This is a genomic window from Neisseria oralis, from assembly GCF_045062685.1.
Classification (GTDB): Bacteria; Pseudomonadota; Gammaproteobacteria; order Burkholderiales; family Neisseriaceae; genus Neisseria; species Neisseria oralis.
Map to the genome: position 1 here is coordinate 95,037 of NZ_JBJGEB010000003.1, position 18,086 is coordinate 113,122.

The window sequence follows — 18,086 nt, forward strand, 5'->3', positions numbered from 1 at the left end:
GCGCCGGATTCGGGCAGCCCGACAGTCTTTATACCGTCAGGCTGCCTTTTGCAGTTATAAGGAATATTAAAATTATGGATTTCAGTTGGTTAGCCGAACCGCATACTTGGATAGGCTTTGCAACGCTTTTTGTGCTCGAAGTGGTTTTAGGTATAGACAACTTGGTTTTCGTTGCCATCCTCGCCAATAAGGTCAAACCTGACCGGCGCGATAGGGCGCGGGTAACGGGGCTGGGGCTGGCGGTGCTCATCCGCATTATTATGCTGGCGTTTATGGCGCACATCATGACGCTGACTCATCCGCTGTTCGGTATCGGCGGGACGGCGGTGTCGGGCAAAGACATCATTATGTTTGCCGGTGGTATTTTCCTGCTTTATAAAGCCACGACCGAGCTGCACGAGCGGCTGGAAGGGCACAACCAGTTTACGGTGGCGGAGAACCAGAAAAAACATGCCCGTTTTTGGAGCGTTGTCGCGCAAATCCTGATTCTTGACGCTGTGTTTTCGATAGATTCGGTTATTACCGCTGTGGCGATGGTTGACCATATCGTGGTGGCGATGGCTGCCGTCGTGGTGGCGATGGCGGTGATGATTACCGCCAGCAAACCGCTGACCGAGTTTGTCGACAAACATCCCACCGTCGTCATGCTCTGCCTCGGTTTCCTGCTGATGATTGGTTTCAGCCTGATTGCCGAGGCCTTCCATTTCCATATTCCCAAAGGCTATCTCTATGCCGCTATCGGCTTCTCGATACTGATTGAGCTTTTCAACCAGATTTCGCAGGCCAACAGCCGTAAAAACGACTATATCAGCAGCTCATGGCGCAAACGTACTGCTGAAAACGTGCTCGGTATGATGGGCATACGCGAAAGCGTGCTGGCCAAAGCGGGCGAAGAGGCGGACGATGATGAACATTTTGAAGAAAATGAAAAATCCATGATACGCAGTGTGCTCACGCTGGCGGAACGTCCGATTATGGGCGTGATGATTCCGCGCCGCGACATCGAGCGGCTGGATATTTCCCAAAGCAGGGAGGAGCAGTGCGGCCAACTGCAAAATACGCCGTACAGCCGCCTGCTTGTGGTCGGCAAGGCGGGTGTGGACGAACCGCTGGGCTATATCAATAAAAAAGACCTACTTACGCAGATGTTGGAAACCGGTTCGTTCAATATTCAGACGGCCTTACGCCAGCCGCTTGTCCTGCCCGACAGCACCACTGCTTTGAATGCCATCGAACTTTTCCGTCAGAGCAGTGCCGATTATGCTTTGGTTGTGGACGAATTCGGCGCCGTCTTGGGCATGGTTACCATGAAGGATCTGCTTGAAACCATTGCCGGCGAGTTCCCCGAAGAGTTTGAGCGTGAAGAAGAACCGGCCCTTCAGGAAAATGCCGACGAAAGTCTGACTGTGGACGGCTCTCTCGAATATGTCGAGCTTGCCCCCCAGCTCAATTTGCCGCCGCAGGAAGAGGATGCCGATTTCCATACTGTCGCCGGTCTGATTATGGAGGAACTGCAAAGCATTCCCGATGTCGGTGATGCCGTCGATTTCTACGGCTGGCGGTTTGAAGTGATTGAAAAAGAAGGCCAGCGCATCGGGCGCGTGAAAATCAGCAAACTGCCCGAGGAGTAGTCGGTTGAGGCGGGAAGGGCGGTTGCCGTTCCGTTTCCGTACCGGCCGTCGTTGCGGATAAAGGTTGAGGCCGTCTGAAAACAGATTTTCAGACGGCCTTTTCGATTGCGGGCTGTTTTAGAACTTGTAGTTCACAGCCAAACGGAAATCGCGCCCTACTTCGGGCAGGGAATTGCCGGAGCGGCTGCTGCTGCGCTGGCTGTGCGAGTAGTAGTATTTGTTGCCGATATTGTTGACGGCGAAGTTGATGTTCAGATCGTCTTTGCCGGTCGGTTTCCAGTTGGCGTAGATGTCGTTCACGCCATAGCCTGCGCGTTTCTCGGTCGTGCCTTCGCTGGCGGTTGCGCCGCGGCTGGGCTTGCCGATACGGGATTGGACGAAGCGTCCGCGCCAGCCGATTTCGAGGTTGGGACGGTCGAAGCGGTAGGCCAAGCCCGCCGTCCATGTACGGCCGACGGCGTGGGCTTTGGTGTTGATGTCGTACGATTCAAACAAATAGTGGTGTTTCGGGTCGCTGTAGGCCACGCCCATGCGCGCTGTCAGACCGCGCCAGCGGTAGTTGGCACCGAATTCATAACCTTTGTTTTTGATGTAACCGTTGTTGGTGGACTGGGTGATGCCGGAAGTGTAAGTCGAACGGCCGCCCGCGCATGAGCCGCTCAGACAGGTAAAGTCATGTACATTGTTGATTTTTTGCCAAAAGTAGCTGCCGGATAGCGACAGGTCTTGAATCGGACGGTAGTTGAAGCCGATTTCGGTGGTGCGCGAACGTTCTGCCTTCAGGTTCGGCGCGGTTACGATGTTGCGGCTGGAGGCGAGCATGGATTCGTACAGACGCGGGCTGCGGGTAGCGTAGCTGTGGCTGGCTTTCAATGACAGGTTGTCGGTAACGTCGTAAATCAAGCCCAAGCTGGGATTGATGTTGCCGTCAGAGGCCGAAGTGTGGCCGGAAGTATTGACTTTGAAATGGTCGTAACGCAGGCCGGTGGTCAGGGTAACGGGATGGAAGTCCCAAATGCCTTCGGCGTAAATACCGTAATCGGTTTTGCTCTCGTTGGCGGCAGCGGTTATCATACCCGGATAGTTTTTCTGATGGCGGTAGTTGATGCCGTATTTGATGGTGTGGCGGTCAAAAATGCGGCTGTCGAGATTCAGGTTCGCGCCGGTGGCTTTGTTTTGAACTGCGCCGTCGTCTGCGTCTTCACGAGCGGTTTTCAGATGGAATACGTTGGCTTTGATGTTGGAAACAAAGCCCAAGTTCGCGCCTTTATATTCGAGGTTGGTCCTGTCTTGGGTATAGGTGCGGTAGGAGGCGGGGTTGCGTGCGAAGTCGTCGAACTCTTCGCGCAAGGTGCGCGTGCCGTGGGTTTGTTCTTGGCTGCGGCTCAATTCGATGCGGTTGTCTTCATTGATGCTGTAACCGATTTTCGCCAGCAGGCCGCGTTGACCCAATGCGCTGAAAGGAACGCGGTTGCCGCCTGATACGCCGCCGTTGACATAGCCTTTGCCGGCTTTGTAGTTTTCTTCGGTAATCCAGTTGCCCGCCACTAAGGCATCAAATCCGGCTGCACGACCGTAAAGCGACAAGCTCCGATTCCAACCTTTATTGCTGGATACGCCTGCATTGACTTTAAAGCCGAAGTTTTGATCGGGGCGCAGCAAGTCGGACGGATCGATAGTCTCGGCGACAATCGCGCCGGAGCTGGCGCCGATACCGGCGGAGGCAGAGCCCGAGCCTTTTTGTACGGCGACGACTTTCACCAACTCGGGATCAAGCAGGAAGCGGCCTTGGTGGTGGAAGGTGGAGGTGTCGGAATAAGAATCGTCTACTTTGAAGTCGATTTGGTCTTGACCCAAACCGCGGATATTGACCCATTGCGATGTACCGTTGCCGCCGCCGAAGCCGATGGACGGTTCGTTAAACAACAAACCTTTCAAGTCGGTATCGGTACTTTCGGCGATTTTTTGCGTCGTTACGCGGTGGGTGGAAAGGTTGGCGCCTTTGACGGTAACAGGTTGAAGCTCGGAGGTTTGGGCGGTTGTGTCCGCCGCGTGGGCGAGGCCGCCGAAGAGGGCCAAGGTCAGCAGGCTGAGGGAAAGTTGGCACGGGCGCGCCGTTTGGGAAGGCATTTACAATCTCCTTGTTATTAGGATTCGCAGTGAAAATGTGAAGCAATAACGGATAGTGTAAATGATATTTATTTCTGTGTATATAAGTATAACTGGGTATAAATCCGTTAATAAAGGCCGTCTGAAAATCCGTTTTCAGACGGCCTTGCGCTCAGTTGCCGCGCCCAGAACGGTATTTGCGGCGGTATCTCATCACTCGGCGGACATAGAGGCTCCATGCCTGCAAAATCACCAACTGGATTAAAACGAAGGCCAACGCGGCCCTCAGGATTTCCCACAATGTCCAGTGGAGGACAATCGGGTTGTTGAACAGGAAATGGTGATCTTTGGCAATCAGGTAGAAGGACAGCGTCCACAATCCCCAGACGGTGACGAACGAGACGGTGCTTTTGGTGCTGACGGTGAGGGAAGTTTTTTTGGCTTTGTGGATAACCATTTGGTTGCGTAGTTCGATACTGTACATATTTCTCCTTTCAGTGTATCGGCGGCGGTTACTGAATGCCGCGGTCGGGGCTGGTCCAGGTGGCTTTACGGTTTTTGTCACGCAACAGCGCTTTGGGGAAACCGTGTACCAGCGTCAGGCTGTTAATCAGCCAGAAAACATAGGGATACCAGATGCAACTGATGAAGTAGCGGAACAGCTTGCCCTCGTAACGGCTGTCGATATAGATGCTGACGGAAAGCTGGATTAAAAAAGCGATAAAGGTGGCGAGGCTGCCGAGTTTCAACGGGGTCAGGTCGACGGTACCGCCGATGGCCTGCGCGATGCTGACGAAGAAGAAGGCAAACAGCAGGTAGGCCCAAATCAGGGTTACGATGTATTCGAAATACAGCGGCCACAGGCGGATGTTTTTCAAACGCCAGACTTCGCGGCTGTATTTCAGGATGACTTCCGCGCCGCCTTGTGCCCAGCGCAGGCGTTGTTTGTAGAGGCCGCGTATGGTTTCGGGCATCAGTACCCAGCACAATGCGCGCGGTTCGTACATGATTTCGTAGCCGTGAAGCTGGGTTTTCCAACTGATGTCGATGTCGTCGGTAATCATGTTTTCGCTCCAGCCGCCGATTTGCCGCCAAACGTCTTTGCGGATGCACATGATGACGCCGGACACGGTAAACAGGGTTCCCGCAAGGCTTTGCGAACGTTTGATGAGGCCGATAATCGAACTGAACTCGGCGACTTGCAGTTTGCCGAGGATGGTGCTGCGGTTGCGCACGCGCGGATTGCCGGTGATGGCGCCGACGTCGGGGCGTTTTTCCAGCGTTTCGACAATATATTCCAATGCGCCGTAGTCCGGCACGGCATCGCCGTCGATGCCGACGATATATTTGCCGCGCGCGCGGCTTGCGCCGTGGTTCATGGCGGACGCCTTGCCGCCGTTTTTCTGGTCGAGGACGGTGATTTTGTCGGATTCGGCTTCCCAGCGGCGCAGGATGGAAAGTGTGTCGTCTTTGCTGCCGTCGTTGATGAAGATGAGTTCGTAATTGGGGTAGGTCAGGCGCAGCAAGTGGGGGATGGACGCATCAAGGTTGTTCGCTTCATTGAAACAGGGCACGAGTACGCTGACCATAGGTGCGTCGCCGCCGAATACCGGCTTGCCTTTGCGCCGTTCCCAAAGCAGGAAATACAGCAGCCCGGATAATGTCCAATATACGGACATTACCCCCGGATAGAGCATAACGAAGGCGGCGGAGTATTCATACCATTTCATGATGTTGCGGGTTTTGTCGGATTTGTCAGATTCGTCGGTCAGTGTTGTTTTTATTGAGGCCGTCTGAAAACGGTATGTGTTCCGTTTTTTTTTCAGACGGCCTTGGCTCTTATGCCGTCAGCGGATGGCGAATACGGGTTTGACGGTTTTCAAATCCGGCTGGTTGCCGGTGAATCCGTCGGTGGAATAGGCGATGCCGGTGAAGCGGTCTTTGCGTGCCTGCATGATTCGTGCGGCCAGCGTGTCGCTGTCGAGCAGGACGCTGCCGTCGGGCTGTCTGGCCTGTAGGTTGACGATGAGTTTCTGCGCCGGAATGCCTGTGGTTTTGAGGTTTTGCAGCAGGCTTGAAAACTGTTGTTCCGATGCGGCCGGGGCGGTAACGGAAGCCTGGTTGTAGGCTTGGGCGAACTTGGCCAAGTTTTGCGCCAGTGGCGTCGGTTTTTCAGACGGCATCACGGCTTCGGGGAGGATGCCGCGCACGGTTGTCATATTGTCTCTGCCGTTGAAACTGTATTTCAATACGGATTCGGTCAGCGCTTTGGAAAAGCCGATGAGGGCGTCTGTTTTCTGCGTGTCGCTGCCGTGATCGGGCGCTTCGTATTCGGTGATGAAGCCGTCGTCGCCGAAAGCCAGCCCGTTGAAGCGGCTGTTGAACGAGAGGTCTTCGTAGATTTCGTTGATGGCTTTGCGGTTTTTGGCGTTAAACGGCGACAGGCGTTTGACGGCGCGGGCGGTCGGTTTGCCCGTGCGCGAGTCGGTCAGGTATTCGTAACCGCTGCCTAGGTCGAACGCCAGCATCGGCATCCATGCCCTGACTTCCGCGTTGGAGCGGGTGCGGATTTGCCATGCGACCTGGCTGAACAAATCGGCTTTGAGCGGGAGGTGGCGGTTGGGGAAATAGGCGGCGTCGGCGGTGCCGTCTTTGTTTTCGTCCGTTACCGCCTGCAAGTACACGGCGTTTGCGCCCAGCTGGAACATCCGCTGGATGAGTTTGTTGTAGTTTTGGTCCTGCTGCACGGGGTCGGGATGGTACAGTTCGTCGAGTTTGACATAGACGGCGCGCTGGTGCGGCAATTGGAACCGTTTGCCCGACAGATAAGATTGCAGGCGCTCCAAAGAGGATTCTTGATCGGCAAGCATACGGCCGACGCTTTGTTTGCCGATCGGGTTGAGTGTTTCGTCGGACAGGGTCAGGTCGCTTTGGAAACCGACGTCGCGGGCAATATCGACCGAAGTCAGGGTAAATTGGCCATAAGGCCATACCAGCACTTCGGGTTTGATACCGGTGCGGCGGGTAATGGTGTCACGCGACGTTTTCAAATCGTTGTAGATGCGCTTGCGGTACTCTTCGGAGGTTTCGTAACGGCCGTTTTGGTAATGGCCGGGAAAGACGGCGGCAAACTGCGATCCGCCGGGATTGCCCTTGATGCCGTGGTGCAGGTCGTGGGTGTGCGAGGCGATTTCAATCAGCCCGCTTGCCTGCATTTCGCGCACTTGTTCCCATGTGACGAAGGCGGAACGCGGCAGGCTGGTGGTATCGTCATATTGGATGCGGCCGCCGGCGGGTATTTCCAGCCACGAGGTAATCAGCGCATAGACGGCGGGGTAGTTGAAGGCTTTTAAAATCGGGTAGGCGGTGGTGTAGAAACTGAGGTAGCCGTCGTCAAAAGTCAGCAGCACGGGTTTGTCCGGCAGCTTCGCCTTGCCTGCGCGCGCGTCTTTAATCTGCTGCCAGCTGACGGGCGTGTAGCCGTTGTCGCGCAGCCAGTTGAAATGGGCAATCAGGCGGTCGGCGGTCAGCGTCTGCGGAAAATATTGGCGGCGCACTGCCCCGGCGTCTTCGGGTTTGCTCGTGTCGATAATGTCGTGGTAGCAGATAATGCCGTAGTGTCCGGGGTCGGCGGCCTGTGCGGTTTGCAGGCCGAATACGCAGAGCAGGGCAAGGAGGAGGTGTTTTTTCATAACGCTTTCTTTTGAAATTTCAGACGGCCTGCCGATGCGTATCAGGCCGTCTGAAAACGGTTTGTCCGGTTATAAATGCAAATCTACCGAAACGGGCTGCGGCGGTTATTTGTTTGCCAGCAGATTGTTGGCGTGCATACGCCAGTAGTCGGCCTTGGCCTGGCGTTCGGCGGAGGGCAGCGAAGAGGCGGCGTACATGTAGTAGTCGGCCAGACGCTGCGCCGCTTTGCCGTCGCCTTTTTCCGCTTTTTCCGACAAGGTGCCGAGGTCGTGTTTGGACAGGTTGTAAATCTGCGGGGTGGCCATCGGCATGTCCAGCGTAATCTGCGGGTTGTCGGCCAGCAGTTTCACCAGATGGGGCGGCAGTTCCTCGCCGGCCTGTTTCGCCTGCAACGCCCATAACGCGGCGTCGAATTTGTAATAGTCGGCGTATTTTTGTTCGGCCAGTTTCAATGCGGCCTGACCGTGGCCTTTTTCTGCGGCGGCGGAAAGCAGGGTGGCGGAGCGGCCTTTGTCGTTGCAATCCTGTGCGGCGGAGTAGAGGGTGTCTTTGTCTGCCTTCTGCATCAGTTTGGCAATCGCCTGTTCGTTGCACAGTTTGATTTCGATACGGGGGGGCTGTTGCGCGTTGGCGGCGGTCAGTGCTGTACCTGCGAGCAGGGTGTAAATCAGTTTTTTCATGTCGGTGTGTTCCTTGTTCTGCCGTTTTCAGACGGCCTCTGCGGATGATTGGGGCCGTCTGAAAATAAGGCGTTTTAGTTGAATTTCATGTTCAGGCCGATGTTGCCGAAATTTTGGAATTCGGGCTGACCGTCGTACATGGCCTGACGGCGGCCGAATTCGTAAGTCAGGCTGGTTTTGCGGCCGAACTGCCAGTCGTGGCCGTATGACAGGTTCCATGTGTTTTCCGCCGCCACGCCCGACTGCCAGTAGCGTCCCGCCCCGCCGCTGACGGTTTGTTTGAGGCTGATGCCGTTGTCCAGCGGCGCGGTATAGGAAAGCTGCAATGTGCCGCTGAGGCTTTTGCTGTTTTTCGGGTTGTAGTAGTGGGCTTCGGGAATGTCTTTGTTGGCGCTGTAATCCACCCACAGTTTGCTGCCGAGCTGCCAGCGGTCGTATTGGTACAGAAGGTTGTTCATCCAAACGTTGGCGGACTTGCGCAGGTTGCCGTCGTCAAAATCCATCAGCCCTACGCCCGCGCCGATTTGCGTAGCGGAAGAATGGCGGTATTCGGCGGCGAGATTGTATTCGTGGGCATATACGTTTTGGTTCAAGGCTTTGACCGGCGTGTTGGCGCTGTTGTAGGCGGCGTCGGCTTTCAATTTCAGACGGCCTGTGAGGCGGTAGTCGGCGCTTGCAAGGGCATAGGCTTTACGGTTCAGGTCAAACCCGTGTCCCGCTTCGACAGTAACGGTGGCCGGATACAGGCTGATTTGTGCGCCGACACCGGCACGTCCGGCCCGCAGCGGGCTGCCGTGGTTGGGCACATAGGCCGAACGTTCGGTTACATAGGCGCGGTGCCCGTCCGCCGAACGCTTGCTGTACAGCGTGGCATCCTGCCCCCACTCCGTACCGTCGGAGGGGGACGTCGTTTTCATGGCCTGCGCGTTGGCAACGAGCTGCGGCGCGCGGTTTTCGATATATTGGCGGCGGAATCCGCTGAAGTTCGGCTTGTCTGCTCCGGCGGCCGCGTATTGGCCGGCTTCTTTCCAGTTGCCCGAAGACATTTCGGACTGGGCGATTTTATTGTCCACCCATTCCTGACTGTCGGGCGGCATGTATTCTTTGGCGCGGCGGAACCATTCCCGCGCCTCTTCGTCATGTCCGTCCCATTGCGCCAACTCGCCGCGCAACGTCAGGGCCCACGGGTCGGCGGGGTGTTCGGCAAGCCATGCGTCCATGTCTTTGACGGCTTTCCCCGGCCTGCCGTTCCAAGCATCCAGACGGGCGTTCCAGAAATAGGCTTTGTCGCGTAAGGGATTTTTGATTTTGGCGTTGCGGGTAAAGTCGAGCGCGGTCTCTGCCGTGTTCCAGTTGCGGATGAGCAGTTTGGCCTTGCTGTAACGGACGGCTTCGGCATAGGCCTGAATCAACTGCTCGTTGGTGTCGTCGGACACTCTTTTAGATTGCGCAATCTGGCGGTCGGCAATGCCGCGGAAAATGGCGGAAGCCTGATTCGGACTGCCGGTGGCCAGCAGCGCGTGTGCATATTGCGCCTTCACAAAATCGGGTTGTTCGCCTGTTTTGGCCAAGCGGCGGTAGTCGGCAAGGGTTTCTTCACGTTTTTCCAACGCGTTGGACGCGGTCATCCGGTCGCGCAGGGCGGCGATGTATATCGCGCTGTTTTCAGGTGCGGCGGCGATAACGGCGTTCAACTCCCGATAGGCGGTTTCAAGTTGCGCACGGTTATTCGTGGCCAGCGCGCTGCGCAGGAGCGAGACGGCTTTGCCGGTTTTCAGCCACTGGCGGTCGTTTTCGCTGAAATACTGCGGGTAGCTTTCCAGCAATCTTTCCTGCATGGGATACACCTGCATTTCGGCCGCCGTGCGGTAGGCCTGCAATACGGTTTCTTTGTCGGATGATTTGCCCAGGCTGCCGAGTTGTCCGGCCAAGCGTCCGGTCAGCGTAGCCGTTTGTTTGTCCAAATAGTTTTCGGCCGTCTGAATGTCGGTGTCGCTGCCGAAACGGCGACGGTATTCCTTAATCAGAACTTCCGCTTCGCTATACCGCGCCATATCAATTGCGGTTAGCGCGCCACCCAGCAGGCCGGTTTTCTGCTGGGGAAAACGGGTTTGCAGTTCTCGGTAGAACAGGGCGGCGGTGTCGAATTTTTTAGTGTCGCGCGCGGCTTTCGCAAGGTTTTGCAACTCGTCGGCAGAATAACCGTCAGGACGGCAGGCGGCGCAGACCGCCAGCGCTTCCTGTTGCTGTCCGCCCCGGATAAGCAGTGCGATTAAGTCGGCGCGTACCAGCTTGTCGCCGCTGCCGTCGTAGAGCCGGCGCAGTGCGGCTACGGCTTCGCCGCGTTCGGCCTCCCCGCTGCGGGAGTGGACCACCCAGCGCTCGCGCTCGGCATCGACGTTTGAAGCGGCATGACCAACGGACGGGATAACGGCAAAAGCAACCGCCCATAATGGTAGGGAACGGGTAAATTTCATTATGGCTTTCAACAGAAAACGGCTAGTGTTTCGATTGGTGAAGGTATTACAGAATACGATGGCACGTATCTTGCGGGCTGCTTTCGGGACTGTCGGCATGAAAGCCGACAGCCTCTAGGCAGTTTAGTGAGGACGTTTGATATTTCGTTTGGCGGGAAGGCGTATTGGGCACAAGTAATAAAATACCGTTGTAATTTATTTTCTCAATAGCCTATTTTGTTTAATATTGTAACGTTTGGGGAGAGGTGTTTTACGAAGAGAGGCTGTTCGGTTGGAATCAAGGCTGAACGGAAAGTAAGTAAATTAAAAAATAATTTTGAAGATCGATATTTGCAAAAAAGACGGGTCGCTTGAGGGCGACCCGGAAAAACTCTTGCAGCTGGGAGTAATTAAGCAAGAGATTACGACACTTTAAACATAAGTTGAGAAGGAATTTCTTTGATGAGGGCGGGAATGGCTTTTGCATCGGTTACGACGGAGATGCCCATTTCCCTCAGGCTGTAAACGGTCCGTATGGTGCTTTCGGGCGAATAGCCGCAACAGGCGGACAGGTTGACGATGATGCGGATGTCGTTGTTGTACCATGTCAACTGTTTTGCAGTTGCCGCTACGGTATCTTCGGTAGCCAGCCCGCCGAGGATGACGGTATCGGCGTTTTGTGCGTACAGCCATTCAATCAGGCCGGTACTGCGTGTTTCTTTTTTGTCGTGGAAGCACACGCCGTGGCGGTAGTCGCCGTCGATTTCGACCGCGTGGTCGTAGTCGGCGGGATGGGGCAGGCCGCTGAGCAGGAATTTGCTGCGGCAGCCGTTGGCGCAGGCGCCGAAGTAAGCGCTGCGGTTTAAAATAAACCCGCCTTGTTCGACCATGCTGTTATTGCAGAGGTTGCACAAAGCATCTTGATCGGCGGACACATTTTCGACCAACAGGCGCTTGTCGGCGTATTCGGCCTGGCGGTTCAGACCGTCAACAATGCTTTCCGGGCGTTGCAGGAAACGTTGCTCGTTGGCCGCCATGCAGGAAAAACGGTATTGCGGTTGGATGTCGATAGCGATGATGGTCATGATGTGTCTCTCTTTACATATACAGGCAAACCTGATTTCAGCTTGCCCAGATAAGTGGCATAAATTAGAGATAATCGGTTCGTTTTTGATAAACGGTATATTATCTAGATAAACGTTATTTTGCAAACATTATTTTTAGATTGAAAATAATATTTTTCGTTAATATCGTTTGCCTAGTTTAAAAATGACATAAATATATTTTTCACATTAAAGTGGCCTATCGCATAACCGATTGGAATGTATGGGGATTTTAAAATCAATTCCAAATGAATAATGTGGAAACGGATTGTTGCGGGTGTTTCACAACAATGCTAAAAGGCCGTCTGAAAATGGGTAAAAAACCACATTTCAGACGGCCTTTTTATGGATTATCGGTATTGTAATTTGTATGAGCGGTATGTTTTTAAGTGATAAACGGTTGCCTTACCTTCTTCTTCAAAAAATCAAATCCAGCCCAGCGTATTGGCAAACACCAGCACAATCGCCACCGGTGCCAGAAAGCGCAGGGTATAGAGCCACAGCGACAGCACCGCCTGCGGTACGCCGCTGCCTTCGCGCATATGTTCCAACACCGCTTGTTTTTTCTGTATCCAGCCGACGAACACGGCCACGCTTAAAGCGCCTATCGGCATAATCAGCGCGGTAATCATGTAGTCCCACAAATCAAACAGCGTTTTGCCGAACAGCTTCATCTCGCCCAATACGCCGAACGACAAGGCAGACGGGATGCCGACGATGAAAATCGCCGTGCCGATAATCCAAGTGCGGCTGCTGCGTTTGCTTTCGTTTTCCCGGATGGTTGCCGCAATCACTGTTTCCAGCATGGAAAAGGCCGAGGTGAGTGTGGCGAATACCACCAGCAGCATAAACACGGCAAACAGCAGATTGCCCAGCGGCAATTTCATAAACACTGCCGGCAGCACCACAAAAATCAGCCCCGGCCCTTGGCTGGGTTCGAAGCCGAAGGCGAACACGGCGGGAAAAATCACCAGCCCCGCCAGCAGGGAAACCAATAGATTCATCCACATAATGCTGTGGCCGGAGCGGAACAAATCCTGTTTCCTATCCAGATAGGCGGCGTAGGTAATCATGGTCGATACGCCGATGCTGAGGGCGAAAAACGCCTGTCCCAACGCGGTGAGCATGGTTTGCGGCGACAGGTGCGACCAATCCGGTTTGAGCAGGAACGACACCCCCGCCATCGCATCCGGCAGCGTCAGCGAACGTCCCGCCAGCAGCAGAAACAGGATGAACAGTGCGGGCATCATATAACGGTTGGCCTTTTCGATGCCGGACGAAATCCCGCTTTTCACCACCCACACCGTCATCAGCATAAACAACCCCTGATACGCCACCGAACCTACCGGGCTGGCAATCGTGTTGCCGAACAAGGCTTCAAAGTCTGCGCCGGCGCGGATGCTGCCGTCGAACGCGTGCACCACATAATTCAGCACCCAGCCGCCGACCACGCTGTAAAACGACAGCAAAATAAAGCAGGCGAACACACCCATGCGTCCCACCCACGGCCACAAGGTGTCCGGTGCCAGCACTTTGAACGCGTCCACCGCGTTTTTGCCGCTTTTGCGTCCGATGTAAAACTCGGCCAGTTGCACAGGCAGGGCAATCAGGATGGTAAACAGCAGAAACAGCAGGAAAAACACCGCACCGCCGTTGGTGCCGGCGGTGTAGGGGAATTTCCAAATCGCGCCCAAACCGATGGCGGAACCGGCGGCAGAAAGGATAAAGCCGATTTTGCTTGACCAGGAAGCAGGGGTTTTCATGGATGTAGTAACCTGAAACTTAAAACAAGAAGAACGTGATTGTAGCAAAAACAAAGGGTGGGCAAGGCTTCCGGCCTCGGCTTGGCAACCATTACGCAGCCTTACTGCACGGATGGCGGCCAGTTTGGATTTGTTTTTTAGAACGATGTAACTTATTAGTATTAAATATTAAATATTTTTGGAAAACAGAATTAAATTGTGCTTAAGCAAAGGATGGGTAGCGGTGATGGTCAAGGAATAGGCCGTCTGAAAGTATATGCCTTTTCAGAAGGCCTATTTTTAAGTCGGGTTATCGAAAACACCGCTAGAGGCGGGCGGGACGGTTCGGTCTTAAAATCCGATCGGCTTGAGGCTGCCGTATTGCAAGGCCGTTACATATATAAGGGGAGGCCGTCTGAAAAACGCGTCGGCATTTTCAGACGGCCTTCGCTTTTTCAAACGATAGGCACAGGGTTCGCCGCCTAATTCTCGGCGGCTTCCCCAATCACCAATACCGCGTTGCTGCCGCCGAAGGCGAAAGACGAGCTGGCGGCGATACGTTTTTCAGACGGCCATACGCTGTTGCCGTCGGTCAGGGCGACGGCGGGCAGTTCGGGGTCGGGGATGCCGTCCCACTGTTGCGGCGGCAGTTTGCCCTGCGGGTTGCAGCCGCGGTCGGCGATGCCCCAGGCGAATGCGGCTTCGATGGCACCGGCGGCGCCGAGCGTGTGTCCGGTTTGCGGCTTGGTCGATGTGCAGAAGGTTTGGCTGCCGAACACTTCGGCGACGGCGCGGCTTTCCATGCTGTCGTTGTGTTTCGTGCCGGTGCCGTGCAGATTAATCCAGCCGATGCCCTTCGACTGCAAACCGGCATTTTTCAGCGCCGCCTGAAAAGACTGCGCCGCGCCCAAACCGTCGGGGCGGGGCGAGGACATATGATAAGCGTCGCTGCTTGCGCCGTAGCCCAACAGCTGCATTGTGCCGCCGAAATCGGCATCGCGGGTCATGACGAATGCGGCGGCGGCTTCGCCGATATTGATGCCGTCGCGGTTGGCGGAAAACGGATTGGCGAGGCCGTCTGAAAGCACTTCCAGCGAGGCAAAACCGTTGATGGTCAGCGGCGAGAGGGTGTCTACGCCGCCGCAGACCACTGCGTCGCACAAGCCTGAGCGCAGAAGCCGCGCCGCGCTGATTAAGGCGCGCGCGCCCGATGTGCAGGCGGTGGAAACGACGTAGCGCAGGCCGTGAATGCCGTAGACGTGTGCAACAAATTCCGAAGGCGACGCCATTTCGTGCTGGAGCTGGTTGAACGGCTTGTCCGCCCAGCCGCCGCCGTCGGCAACGTGTTGGAACAAAGGGATATTTTCGTCGGCGCCGCTGGTGGAGGTGCCCATGATCACGGCCGTCCGCGCCGCGCCGTAACGGCGGACGGCGGCGCGGATGTCGTCTTCAATCTGTTCCAGCGCGTGCCACAGCAGTTGGTTGTTGCGGCTGCGATGCGCGGCGGACAGGTTGTCGGGCAGCGGGCGCAACGTTTCGTTTACCGCGCCGAATGCGAAGGTTTTGCCCTTGACCCATTGGTCGGAAAACGTCAGCGGCGAAGTTTCAGACGGCATCAGCAGCGCGTCGATATGTGTGCGCAGGCCGTTGCCGAGCGCGCTGGTCACGGCGGGGCGGCTGAGATAAACGGGGGTTTTCATCATTGTTCTTCTTTAATCGGGCTGACGGTCCAACGCGTTTTGTCGGGAAAGGCGATGACGAACTGCCCGTCATGACGGGCGACGCACCATAAATCGCGGTCTTTGTAGCGGAACAGTGCGCCGTTGCCGTCGGGACAGAACGCATTGTGTTCGGACGGTTTTTGCTCCACTTCGGGATACAGCGCGGCGGCACGGTCGGCGGCAAGCAGCGGCAGCAGCGCGGCAAACAGGCGGCGCGAAGCGGAATTGGGCATGATGAAGCCGTCGTTTTTCCAGCCTTTCGTGCCGACAAACTGACGCGATACGGGCGCACCCAGCGCGTCGGTCTGCACGAAGCGGATGCCGTCTGAAAGCTGCTCGACCGCCAGCAGGCTGGTTTGGGCGGTATTGCCCGAAGCGTCGGTCTGTTCGAGTTTGAACCATAATCCTGCTTGGTCAAGCGTCGGCAGGGTTTGCGGACGGGGCAGGGAAGGGGAGGCGGCGCAGGCGGCAAGGGCGAGCGCGGCAAAAGCGGCGGTTGGGAATCGCATGGGTTTCCTTTTGTAGGGGATGGGTGTGCGTATCACTGGCAGGGTATTGTAACCGATGTCTGAGGAGCGGGAGGCCGTCTGAACAGGCACAAGTTTGGGCGGTTCGGTCTGTCGGGGCGGATGTTTCATGTTTGGCAGGCGGTTTGCCGGATTTGCCGAAGAACGTTTTGCCCGATGTGGTTCGGGGTAAAACACCTCGTTTCCAATACGGAGCTTACCGACTGCCGCCGTTCCCGCCTGCGCGGGAATGGAGGATTCAATAAAAATTAAGTGAGCCGGTTATAGGCTGACGCCTTCGTCGTTCATCGCCTGCACCAGTGCGGCCAGTTTTTTCTGCGGGTCGAGCAGCGGGTCGGTAATGTGTGCGGCCAGTTCGCGCGCGGATTGCTCGATTTCGGCTTCGGTGGCGTGGACGGCGCCGTGGAATACGAACGGGGGCAGAAATTTAGTTTGCACCAGATTGGCGGTTTGTTGCAGGGGCTTTAGGAATTCGCTCATGGAATAACTGTTGTAGCCGCCCGCCTGATAAGAATCCGCCGGACCGCCGGTGGAAATGGCGCATACCCATTCCTTACCCGCCAACGCATCGCCGCCGCCGTATGCCCAGCCGTAGGTAAACACCTCGTCTATCCATTGCTTCATCAGCGGCGGCACGGAATACCAGTAAAACGGGTGCTGGAACACCAAACGGTCATGCGCGGACAGGGCTTCCTGTTCCGCCGGAACATCGATTTTGCCGTCGGGGTAGCGCTGGCAGATTTTGCGTACGGTTACATCCGCCGTCTTTTCCAACTGCCGTATCCATGCTTTGTTAACCGCGGATTTTTCCAAATCGGGATGAAATACGTTGACTAGAATCTTCATAATGCCCTCCGTCGTTTTTCAGACGGCCTTCAAGCCGAGGCCGTGCGTACCGGTCAATTTAGCAGATGTGGGGGCGGTTGCCAAACTTGTGGCCGATTCATTTACGTTAATACGGACCCGATCACCGACCGTCTTTCCCGCCGCCTACGCGATGGCAGGTTATCGCCGGAATGACGGCAAGTGGCGTATTGATGTCAATGAATCAGCCATATACCTTGCTCCGCCAATTATAGAAAAGTTTCAGACGGCCTTTTTATCTTTATAAAGGCCGTCTGAAACGGCGGACGGACCGTTCCGAACGGCTTTATTCGACTTTCACGTCCCCTACCAATGCCGCCAGCGCAGACAGGCGCTGTTCGGATTTTGCCACGAACGGATTTTCGGTATCCCATGCGTAGCCTGCCAAAATGGAAGAAATCATGCGGCTGATTTCAGGGCTGCGGTTGGGCGCGTAGATGGCGTTTTGGAAGCGGAAATCGTACCAGCCGTTGACATAAGTGCGGAACGCGTTCACGCCTATCATCAGCGGTTTGGCAAACTCGGCATCCCAGTCCGCCGCGCCGCCTTCAAGCTGTTTCGCCAGCAGGTCGGCGGCGAGTTTGGCGGAGTGCAGCGCGATGGTTACGCCTGATGAGAACACGGGGTCGAGGAACTCGGCGGCATTGCCCAACAGCGCGAAATGTTTGCCGTACAGCGATTTTACGTTGGCGGAATAGCCTTGGATGGAACGGAACGGGAAGTCGTTTTCCCAGACGGCTTTGTCCAGAATTTCTTTCAGCATCGGGCATTCATAGACAAATCTTTTCAACACCGTTTCCGATTCGCCCGCGAGTACGTCGGGTGTGCCGACCACGCCGATGGAGCAGCGGTTGTCGCCGAAGGGAATCAGCCAAATCCATACGTCGCGGTGTTGCGGGTGGGTGGTAATAAGGATTTTGCTGCGGTCGAATTTCGGATTGGTGATGTTGTCGTCGATGTGGGTGAAGTGCGCTTGACGCGGCGGCAGGTGCGACGGCGTTTCCAAGTCCAGCAGGCGCGGCAGCACGCGGCCGTAGCCGCTGGCATCCAATACGAATTTCGCGGTCAGCTCGTAGCTTTCGCCCGTGTCGGCTTCCACGCTCAAACGGGCAAGGTCGCCGCTGTTGTCGAACGCGGTCACGCCGTGTCCGAAACGTACTTCCACGCCTTGTTTGGCGGCTTCATCAATCAGGATTTTATCGAAAATACCGCGGCGCACTTGGTAAACCGTGCCGGGGCCGTCTGAAAATTTATCAGTGAAATCAAATTCGGTATAACGGCTGCCCCATGAAAACGCAGCGCCGTTTTTAAATTGAAAGCTGGGTTCGGCGTGTACGGCGTCGGCAAAACCGGCTTCTTCCAGCATTTCCATGCAGTGCGGCAGCAGGCTTTCGCCGATGACGAAGCGCGGAAAGTGCTGTTTCTCCAACACGCAGACTTTGAAACCCCGTTTGTTGAGCAAAGCGGATGCCACTGCGCCGGAAGGTCCGGCGCCGATAACGGCAACGTCGAATTGTGATGCGGACATTTAAATACCCTTTCGAAAAATAACGAAATAAA

At 55.6% G+C, this 18,086-nt stretch carries 13 protein-coding genes; 1 reads left to right on the top strand and 12 read right to left on the bottom strand.

Features of this window, described 5'->3' with window-relative positions; genetic code table 11:
• Positions 1-74: 74 nt before the first annotated feature.
• Complete coding sequence (locus ACI43T_RS03850) at positions 75-1,631, top strand: TerC family protein (protein ID WP_405385593.1); 1,557 nt, start codon at positions 75-77, stop codon at positions 1,629-1,631.
• Between the two features lie 117 nt (positions 1,632-1,748).
• On the opposite strand, the gene ACI43T_RS03855 is transcribed toward ACI43T_RS03850, so the two are convergent.
• From ACI43T_RS03855 to ACI43T_RS03910, 12 genes are all read right to left on the bottom strand, one after another.
• Positions 1,749-3,761 (bottom strand): TonB-dependent receptor plug domain-containing protein, encoded by a 2,013-nt coding sequence (locus ACI43T_RS03855; RefSeq protein ID WP_405385594.1) that lies wholly within the window; start codon positions 3,759-3,761, stop codon positions 1,749-1,751.
• Positions 3,762-3,912: 151 nt separating this feature from the next.
• A complete protein-coding gene (locus ACI43T_RS03860; protein ID WP_009174705.1) occupies positions 3,913-4,224 on the bottom strand; it encodes a hypothetical protein in 312 nt (103 codons plus the stop codon).
• Between the two features lie 28 nt (positions 4,225-4,252).
• Positions 4,253-5,470 (bottom strand): poly-beta-1,6-N-acetyl-D-glucosamine synthase, encoded by a 1,218-nt coding sequence (gene pgaC / locus ACI43T_RS03865; protein ID WP_405385595.1) that lies wholly within the window; start codon positions 5,468-5,470, stop codon positions 4,253-4,255.
• A gap of 117 nt (positions 5,471-5,587) precedes the next feature.
• Positions 5,588-7,432, bottom strand: a complete 1,845-nt coding sequence (pgaB, locus tag ACI43T_RS03870; protein WP_405385596.1) for a poly-beta-1,6-N-acetyl-D-glucosamine N-deacetylase PgaB — start codon at positions 7,430-7,432, stop codon at positions 5,588-5,590.
• A gap of 105 nt (positions 7,433-7,537) precedes the next feature.
• On the bottom strand, positions 7,538-8,113 hold the full coding sequence (locus ACI43T_RS03875; protein ID WP_009174702.1) for a hypothetical protein: 576 nt from the start codon (positions 8,111-8,113) through the stop codon (positions 7,538-7,540).
• 74 nt (positions 8,114-8,187) lie between these two features.
• Positions 8,188-10,590: a poly-beta-1,6 N-acetyl-D-glucosamine export porin PgaA gene (gene pgaA, locus ACI43T_RS03880; RefSeq protein WP_405385597.1), complete on the bottom strand. Its 2,403-nt coding sequence runs from the start codon at positions 10,588-10,590 to the stop codon at positions 8,188-8,190.
• A 401-nt stretch (positions 10,591-10,991) separates the two neighbouring features.
• Complete coding sequence (locus tag ACI43T_RS03885; protein ID WP_377080659.1) at positions 10,992-11,654, bottom strand: cysteine hydrolase family protein; 663 nt, start codon at positions 11,652-11,654, stop codon at positions 10,992-10,994.
• A gap of 443 nt (positions 11,655-12,097) precedes the next feature.
• Entirely contained in the window at positions 12,098-13,435 is a 1,338-nt protein-coding gene (locus ACI43T_RS03890; protein WP_377080657.1) for a sodium-dependent transporter, read from the bottom strand.
• A gap of 461 nt (positions 13,436-13,896) precedes the next feature.
• The gene (locus tag ACI43T_RS03895) at positions 13,897-15,114 is read right to left on the bottom strand and encodes a beta-ketoacyl-ACP synthase (RefSeq protein WP_405385667.1); all 1,218 of its coding nucleotides are present in this window, start codon (positions 15,112-15,114) and stop codon (positions 13,897-13,899) included.
• On the bottom strand, positions 15,114-15,644 hold the full coding sequence (locus ACI43T_RS03900) for a hypothetical protein (protein ID WP_405385598.1): 531 nt from the start codon (positions 15,642-15,644) through the stop codon (positions 15,114-15,116). Before ACI43T_RS03900 ends, ACI43T_RS03895 begins: the two co-directional genes overlap by 1 nt.
• A gap of 279 nt (positions 15,645-15,923) precedes the next feature.
• Positions 15,924-16,508, bottom strand: a complete 585-nt coding sequence (locus tag ACI43T_RS03905; RefSeq protein ID WP_405385599.1) for an NAD(P)H-dependent oxidoreductase — start codon at positions 16,506-16,508, stop codon at positions 15,924-15,926.
• Positions 16,509-16,812: 304 nt separating this feature from the next.
• Positions 16,813-18,054 carry an NAD(P)/FAD-dependent oxidoreductase gene (locus ACI43T_RS03910; RefSeq protein ID WP_405385600.1) on the bottom strand — a complete coding sequence of 414 codons (1,242 nt, stop codon included), beginning with the start codon at positions 18,052-18,054 and terminating at the stop codon, positions 16,813-16,815.
• Positions 18,055-18,086: the final 32 nt, after the last annotated feature.